Annotated in this window: 1 protein-coding gene; it reads right to left on the bottom strand. The window is 64.1% G+C overall.

The window, feature by feature from the left end; translation table 11 throughout:
* Positions 1-20: 20 nt before the first annotated feature.
* On the bottom strand, positions 21-1,391 hold a 1,371-nt coding region (gene pstC / locus A2I95_RS38050; protein WP_291737600.1), incomplete at its 5' end, for a phosphate ABC transporter permease subunit PstC.

Genomic DNA, 1,391 nt, shown 5'->3' with positions numbered 1-1,391 from the left:
GGATTGGCTGAGGTCGGTCATCAGTCGTACTGCTCCCGGTATTTGCGCACGATATAGAGCGCCAGGACGTTCAGGCCGAGGGTCAGGACAAACAGAGTCAGGCCCAGGGCGAAGGCTACCAGCGTTTCAGGGCTGGCAAAGTCGGTGTCGCCGGTCAGCTGGCTGACGATGCGGGTGGTGATGGTGGTCATGGACTCCAGCGGGTTGGCGGAGAACTTGGCAATCGCCCCTGCCCCCATCACCACGATCATGGTCTCGCCGATGGCGCGCGAGGCGGCCAGCAGCACCGCGCCGACGATACCCGGCAGAGCTGCCGGCATCACAACCTGGCGCACGGTTTCCGATTTGGTGGCGCCCAGTCCCAGCGAGCCGTCGCGCATCGCCTGCGGCACCGCGTTGATGATGTCGTCAGACAGCGAGGAGACAAAGGGGATCAGCATGATGCCCATCACCAGACCCGCAGTCAGAACCGAGGTGGCGCCCGCCATCCACTCAACACCCAAGAGGCCGCCCTTGGAGAACAGGTTTGCCAGCGCAGGACCCACCGTCAGCAGCGCAAACAGGCCGTAAACGATGGTGGGGATGCCTGCGAGGATTTCCAGCAGCGGCTTGGCAAAGGCACGCACCGCGCCGCTGGCGTATTCGGACAGGTAGATGGCGGCAAACAGGCCCACTGGCACCGCTACCAGCAGCGCGATGAAGGAGATATAAAGCGTGCCCCACAACAGCGGCAGGATCGACAGGTCACTGTCGCCGCGGAAGTTGGGCGCCCAGGTGGTTCCAAAGAAGAAATCGGTCCAGCTGTGCAGGCCAAAGAAGTTTTTGGTTTCAAACAGCATCGACAGGACGATGCCGATGGTGGTGAGGATCGCCAGCGAAGCGGCGAGGATCAGCAGCGCCAGAACCGCGCGTTCCACCACGTTTCGGGCGCGGAAATCCTTGTGGGAGCGGCTGTAGGCCCAGGCAAAACCGCCAAGCGCCAGCAGCGCGACAACCACGGTCATCGCAGTCCTGCCGGTGTGTGACAGGTTGCGGTAGGTCTGCGCCGCTGCCAGCACTTCCGGGCGCACCTCGTTACCCAAGGCAACCCCGACGTCGCCCATCAGGGCGCGCAGGTCCTGTTCGCCGCCGACAGCATTGCGGGCTTCGCGGGCAGTCAGCAGCCCCTGCTCTACCGCGAGATCCAGCCCTTCGGCCACCCGGCGCACGTCGCTCATCACCAGGCCGAGGGTGGAGCTTTCCGGGACGGCTTCGGCCGGGATCATGCCGGAGACGCGGGTCTCAACAAACATCGGTTGCGCCAGCAGCCAGATGGCCAGCGCTGCAATGGCCGGAACAAAGGCAGCCAGGGCAACATGGTAGCCGTAATAGGACGGCAGCGAATGCAGCTC

Source organism: Leisingera sp. F5, from assembly GCF_001593695.1.
Note: the sequence above shows the minus strand (reverse complement) of the source record. Positions and strands in the feature narration are given on the sequence as shown.